This window comes from Peribacillus huizhouensis, from assembly GCF_014138605.1.
In the GTDB taxonomy this organism is placed as follows: domain Bacteria; phylum Bacillota; class Bacilli; order Bacillales; family DSM-1321; genus Peribacillus; species Peribacillus huizhouensis.
Window position 1 is genome coordinate 35,201 of record NZ_JACJHX010000024.1, and the last position, 6,282, is coordinate 41,482.

Below are 6,282 nucleotides of genomic sequence, written 5' to 3' on the forward strand. Positions count from 1 at the left end.
TATATGTTAATGAACTATAATGTAACTTGCCCTTGGTCTCGTACCAGTTTGTGCATATATTTTGATTAGAACGCTATAATATTATGTAGAATAGGTGGAATATCATGAATACTAATCATGATTTTATGGATCATTGGTTAACCATAGACTCTATACAAAATAAAATAAAGAAAGAATTGGAGAATGTCCTGCAAGCAAAATACAGCTTATCTTTAAAAGAATTCTACGTGCTCTACTACCTTTACAAAGCACCCGACAAAAAACTCAGACTACAGCAATTGCAAGAGATGATCGGTTTAAGTCAGAGTGCGCTTTCTAGGCTAGTCGGTAATATGGAAACGAGTAGATGTGGTGCATTAGAAAAGCATGTTTGTACCGATGACCGTAGAGGTACCTATACTCGCCTAACTGACTTAGGTGAGAAGAAGCTACAAGGAAGTTTAGTTGCTTTCCATGAAATACTAAAATCATATCTCTCTACTGTTCATGTTGAAGGATTAATGAAACAGTTAATAGAAGAGTTATGAAAGTGCCTCATCAGTCAAAGTACTCAATTTTAAGATGGAGTACTTTGGCTTGACAGGGAGTAAACTTAGCGATAAATTATATGCATGCGTCATACATATAATTTATTAAAAAAATTTTCAAATTTTAATGTATGCGTCATGCATTCAAATTAAATAAAAAGGAGTTTTTTCACATGGAACATTTATTTAGTCCTTATAAGATAAAAGGATTGGAGTTAAAAAACCGTATTGTGTTGTCTCCGATGTGTCAATATTCGGTTGAAAATAAAGATGGGATCGCTACGGATTGGCATTACCTGCACTATGTAAATAGAGCGATTGGTGGAACTGGATTTATTATGATTGAAATGACAGATGTTGAGCCTGATGGCCGTATTACAGACTTTGACTTAGGATTATGGTCAGACGAGCAAATCCCTGCTTTAGCAAGAATTGTAGAAGCTTGCCACGGTTATGGAGCAAAAGTTGGTATTCAAATCGCTCACGCTGGACGTAAGGCAGAGGATGTTGCGTTACCAGTTGCACCTTCTGCTATTCCATTTGATGAAAATTCAAAAACACCTAGAGCTCTTTCAACAGATGAAGTGAAAGAAATGGTAGAAAAGTTTCGCAAGGCCGTACAGCGCGCAGTAAAAGCAGGAGTTGACGCAATTGAAATCCATGGCGCTCATGGATATTTAATTCATCAATTCCACTCTCCTTTAACAAATAAAAGAGATGATGAGTATGGAAAGGATCTAACTAAATTTGGCCGAGAAATTATTGAAGCAGCCAAAGCTGAGATACCAGAAGATATGCCGTTAATGATGCGTATATCTGCTAAAGAATATGTAGAAGGTGGATATGGAATTAACGAAAGTATAGAGTTTGCAAAAGAATATCAAGATGCAGGGGTAGATATTTTTGACATCTCTTCAGGTGGTGAAGGTCCTATCGCTGCGTGGGGGAAACCGGGTACGCATGCTGCTTACCAAGTACCATTAGCTGGAGAAATTAAGAAAGCTCTCAAGGTTCCAGTCATTGCAGTGGGAAGATTGGATGACCCTGCATTGGCAAACGCTGTTATTGGAAATGAGGAGGCAGATCTTGTAGCTGTCGGACGAGGAATGTTACGAAATCCTCATTGGCCAATAGAAGCTGCAACTAAATTGAGAAAAGAAATTGAAGTTCCCAAACAGTATAAATATGGTTTTAAAAGATAATTAATTATAAAGTGAAACTTCAATCAGTGGGTTTTACTGCCCGTTAATGCGGGATAAATCAAAGCAAGGTAGAGAGGAATTACCTCCGAATCTCTTATTAAAAAGAAGGATAGATAAAGCAATTTTATCTATCCTTCTTTTTTCCTTATATCATATGCAACAGTATATAATATTTCCTTTTCCTCAAGTCATTATTAAAATGAATATGACTAGTTTATATCATTTAATTTACACCATCTGTTTTAGTGCTCTGATTTTTATTTCTTTTATTACCTTTACTATTGTCTCCACTAACAGGACCTTGTCCGTGTAATTGCGGTGAGTTTTGATTATGGCTGCCTTTATTAAATTTTTTTGTCATGTCTCACATCTCCTTTCTTATTTCAAATACAGTTTGTCCTTTTTTTGAGAACTTATGTTTTTCCTCTTAAACATTCATATCAGGTGATATTCTGACCTTTATTTCCAAGATAAAAACTGAAATTACATTTAAAATATGGGTAGATCTTTTATGATGATGAATGTGAACAGATTGGTGTAATTGATATAAGTTACTGTGATATGGAATTTGGAATTGAAATTCAAAAACTTATTTAACTAAACAGCCCTTATCTTAATAATAAAGGATGCTTTACTTCAATAAGGAGTAAAGCTATTTTCTTACTCAAGTAACAGGGAAAAATATTTTGATAAGGATTTTTTGATTTTTATGTGGTAAAATTTTACTGTAAAGTACTTATGATGAAAATTCTAATGATTAAAGAAGTACAATCTTCGTCCAATAATCGGGTGCTTTAGGAAAACAACATGGCTGTCTTAGTGATAGCCATTTCTTATTGTTCTAATGCCCGGCAGGATTATTTAATGAACATTCTTCCAAAAATCTATCTAATTCCAAATTTTTGAATGTTAAACTTATCCTATGTTTCGACAAAATAAATTATAAAATCGAAAGATTCATAATAAAATTTCCAATATTTATCCTATTATCCAGTAATATAATTTAAAAGAAAGAGGTAATTTTCCAGGAAGTGAAAGTGATAATAAATGAACTGGAGAATTAAATAAGGGAGGCATTTATTATGATCAAAGATGTTGAAACCTTTCCGGTACTTGAAACGAATAGATTAGTATTAAGAGAAGTTAAAAAAGGCGACGCAAACAGTATTTTGAAATATATGTCCGATATAGAAGTAATAAAATATTATGGGTTAGAACCTTTTAAAACAATTAACGATGCTTTAAGCGAGATATCATGGTATCAATCGATATTAAATAATAAAACAGGAATAAGATGGGGGATTACTTTAAAAGGGGAAGATGAGGTTATTGGTAGTTGCGGCTTTCTTAACATGATTCCTCAACATTATCGAACTGGAATTGGCTATGAATTAAGCAAAAGTTATTGGGGGAAAGGAATAGCAAGTGAGGCATTGGAAGCTGTATTAACGTACGGATTTGAACATTTGAAATTACAAAGGATAGAAGCGTTAATAGAACCGCTTAATATATCGTCACAAAAGTTAGCAGAAAAACAAGGCTTTATTAAAGAAGGCTTGTTGAGAAATTATGAGTTTACTTGTGGTAAATTTGACGATTTATATATGTATTCTTTGTTAAAGCAAGACTTTGATATACTTCAAAAAGATAAATTGAGTATTAAATAAATTGGAAGAATAAAACAATTCACTAAGGTAGAACCATAAATTTCAATTGAATGAGAGATGAGATAAAGGTGGAAGTGTTCTCCTTTTTTAGATGGCTCCATATTATAGGTGGTTTTACTGCATTACTTGTGTTTTGGATTCCAATTGTCACAAAAAAAGGTGGGAAAATTCATAACTTCGTTGGTTGGTTATATGTATGCGCGATGGCAATTGTTTCGATATCGGCCTTTTATATGGGCGGTTATCGTGTGTTATGGGATGAACATGCAAATGCAGAGCGAGTTTCATTTTCATGGTTTTTAATTTTTATTGCCATTTTAAGTGGGGCATCAGGATGGTATGGAATTCGGGTGCTTCGATTTAAGAAAAGACAAACCCCACACCGAAATATGATGGACCTATTTGTTAGTGGCTTATTGCTCGTATCCGGAGTCGCAATTGGGATCTATGGCGTGATGATTCAATCCCCTTTAATTACATATTTTCCTTTGCTCGGAATTTTTCTTGGAGCGATTCAATTACACTACTGGTTAAGGAATCCGGTAAAGCGAATGCACTGGCTCTTTGAGCACTTCGGTGGAATGATTGCTTGTTGTATTTCAACAGTGACCGCTTTTACAGTTTTCGGAGCACCTCGACTTTTAAATATTTCTTCTACGAATCTGCTTCTCTGGATTATGCCATCGTTAATTCTTGTTCCTATGTTAGTTGGTTTCAATATATACTATGGAAAAAAACATATTAAAAAAAGCCTCCGGAGCTAACTTTAAACTCATGATCTTATTTTTTCCTGTATGAAAGATTTTTATTAATTCAGCAATCGGGTCGTAAGTCGTAGGAAATTGAATGATATAAGGGTGGGAGTTAATGTGATAATAAAGCCAAAGAAATTACAGCCTGGAGATCGTGTTGCGACAGTAAGTCCTTCCTGGGGTGGAGCTGGTGATCCTGGACTTAGATGGCGTTATGAACAAGGGGTAAAGAGATTAGAAGAAGTCTTTGAACTGAAAGTTGTCCCCATGCCGAACAGTTTGAAAGGGGGAGAATATCTTTATAAAAATCCACAAGCTCGTGCTGAAGATTTGATGACGGCATTTAATGATGAAAGTATTAAAGGAATCTTTGCAAATATTGGTGGAGAGGATAGTATTCGCCTGTTTCCTTATATAGATTTTGATGTTATTCGTGAAAATCCGAAAATTTTTATGGGTTACTCTGATGTGACCGTTTCACATTTATTTTGTCTTAAAGCAGGAATTTCTTCTTATTACGGTCCAGCAATTTTAACCGATTTTGCTGAAAATGTTGAGATGGATCCATATACAGTTGAAATGGTAAATCGAACGCTCTTTTCAAATGAGATTATTGGTGAAATTCAACCGGCTAAAGAATGGACGAGTGAGCGTTTAGAATGGATTGAAGAGAATAAGAATCGACGACGGAAAATGCAGGAAAATTCGGGTTACGAGTTACTTCAAGGATCAGGTGTAGTACAAGGACATCTAATTGGTGGTTGTATTGAAGTATTAGAGTTTGCGAAAGGAACAGAACTTTGGCCAGATAAGAAATATTGGAATAATAGTATTCTTTTTTTTGAAACATCAGAAGAAAAGCCGGAACCAGATTTTATTAAGTATTGGTTGCGAAATTATGCTGTACAAGGCATTCTTCAAAAAGCGAATGGAATCATTTTTGGTAAACCGCAAGACGAAAAGTACTACGACGAGTATAAGGAAGAAATACAAAAAGTCATGAGGGAATTTAACTTGGAGGATTTGCCGATTCTTTATAACTTGAATTTTGGTCATACAGAACCGAAATTTATTTTGCCTTATGGTGCGAAAGCAGAAATAGATTGTATGAAGGGGAAATTCTCGATTCTGGAAAGCGGAGTACAATAGTTGTAACCTATTCATTTTGATAGTTGAGCAGCACTGGTAGAAAATGATCAAATTTTTTATAAATCAACAATCATCTTTCTTTTGCACTGTAGCATTCCCAAATATCTTCAATGAACTTGTAGGTATTAATATCAGTCCTAATTCAACACCATCAATATTCTCATCGGATAGCGAAGTGGAAGATGTATTATCGAAAAGTTGAGAGCTAGGTTAGGTGATCTCGGCTTATTTTTTCTAAAAAGTTTTATCCTTCAAAATGTGCTAAATTTTTTCTCTATTTTACTTCCTATAGGCAGTTTGGTTGCCATATTTTTTTAAGGGTGTCTTTTAGATTATTAGAATATTTACTTTTAATTTCTCCTATTTTTAAAAAGGAGCTTTGTAAAAAATGTCTAGAAATAAAAATAATAAATGGGTAGTTTATATTATTTTTGCAATTATCATGTTTTTAATTTATAAATTTGTTCCAATCAAGTATGGTTTTATATCTATTGTAATATTTCCACTTATCTATTGGTTTGTTTATGACTTTTTTAAGTCCAAAAAATAAAAATGAGAGTAAAATATTGAATAGCATATACATAATTCTAGTTCATTCATAATTACATTTATCGTCAATAAAAAGGATTGATCAAAAAAAGTCGTAGTATAAGTGGTGGAACGTCTGCTAATAGGGGGAAATAATTGTGATTTATTGGATGCAAATGTAATTTTTTACTTAAAGAAGTTAGAGCCTTCCTACAATTAAATTATCAAGACCTAATTTAAAAAAAGATAGATAAATTAAAGGGTTCTACATATTAGATATGACTAATATGTAGAACCCTTCTTTTATTTACTAAAGCCCCCGTTGGTTGAATAAGAACAGAGACGCTTATTAAACAATCGCACCCGATTGCGGAATAAAAAAATCCTGCAAATCAAAATACAGGATTTTCTTCTTTATTAAATTTACTGTAGCATCTATTTGCTAGAAGTCTCTCGA

Annotated in this window: 6 protein-coding genes; 5 read left to right on the forward strand and 1 reads right to left on the reverse strand. The window is 33.6% G+C overall.

Annotated features, from left to right (window positions below):
* The first annotated feature begins 104 nt into the window (after positions 1–104).
* The gene (locus HNP81_RS21315; RefSeq protein ID WP_182503946.1) at positions 105–527 is read left to right on the forward strand and encodes a MarR family winged helix-turn-helix transcriptional regulator; all 423 of its coding nucleotides are present in this window, start codon (positions 105–107) and stop codon (positions 525–527) included.
* Positions 528–700: 173 nt separating this feature from the next.
* The gene (locus HNP81_RS21320; RefSeq protein WP_182503947.1) at positions 701–1,729 is read left to right on the forward strand and encodes an NADH:flavin oxidoreductase/NADH oxidase; all 1,029 of its coding nucleotides are present in this window, start codon (positions 701–703) and stop codon (positions 1,727–1,729) included.
* Between the two features lie 223 nt (positions 1,730–1,952).
* Here the strand turns inward: HNP81_RS21320 and HNP81_RS21325 are convergent, their stop codons facing one another.
* Positions 1,953–2,090 (reverse strand): hypothetical protein, encoded by a 138-nt coding sequence (locus HNP81_RS21325; RefSeq protein WP_182503948.1) that lies wholly within the window; start codon positions 2,088–2,090, stop codon positions 1,953–1,955.
* Positions 2,091–2,811: 721 nt separating this feature from the next.
* Between HNP81_RS21325 and HNP81_RS21330 the strand changes: the two genes are divergently transcribed.
* The 3 genes from HNP81_RS21330 (at position 2,812) to HNP81_RS21340 (ending at position 5,297) form a co-directional block, all read left to right on the forward strand.
* Positions 2,812–3,396 carry a GNAT family N-acetyltransferase gene (locus tag HNP81_RS21330; RefSeq protein ID WP_182503949.1) on the forward strand — a complete coding sequence of 195 codons (585 nt, stop codon included), beginning with the start codon at positions 2,812–2,814 and terminating at the stop codon, positions 3,394–3,396.
* Between the two features lie 74 nt (positions 3,397–3,470).
* Positions 3,471–4,160 (forward strand): DUF2306 domain-containing protein, encoded by a 690-nt coding sequence (locus HNP81_RS21335; RefSeq protein WP_312859719.1) that lies wholly within the window; start codon positions 3,471–3,473, stop codon positions 4,158–4,160.
* Between the two features lie 105 nt (positions 4,161–4,265).
* The gene (locus HNP81_RS21340) at positions 4,266–5,297 is read left to right on the forward strand and encodes a S66 family peptidase (protein WP_182503951.1); all 1,032 of its coding nucleotides are present in this window, start codon (positions 4,266–4,268) and stop codon (positions 5,295–5,297) included.
* Positions 5,298–6,282: the final 985 nt, after the last annotated feature.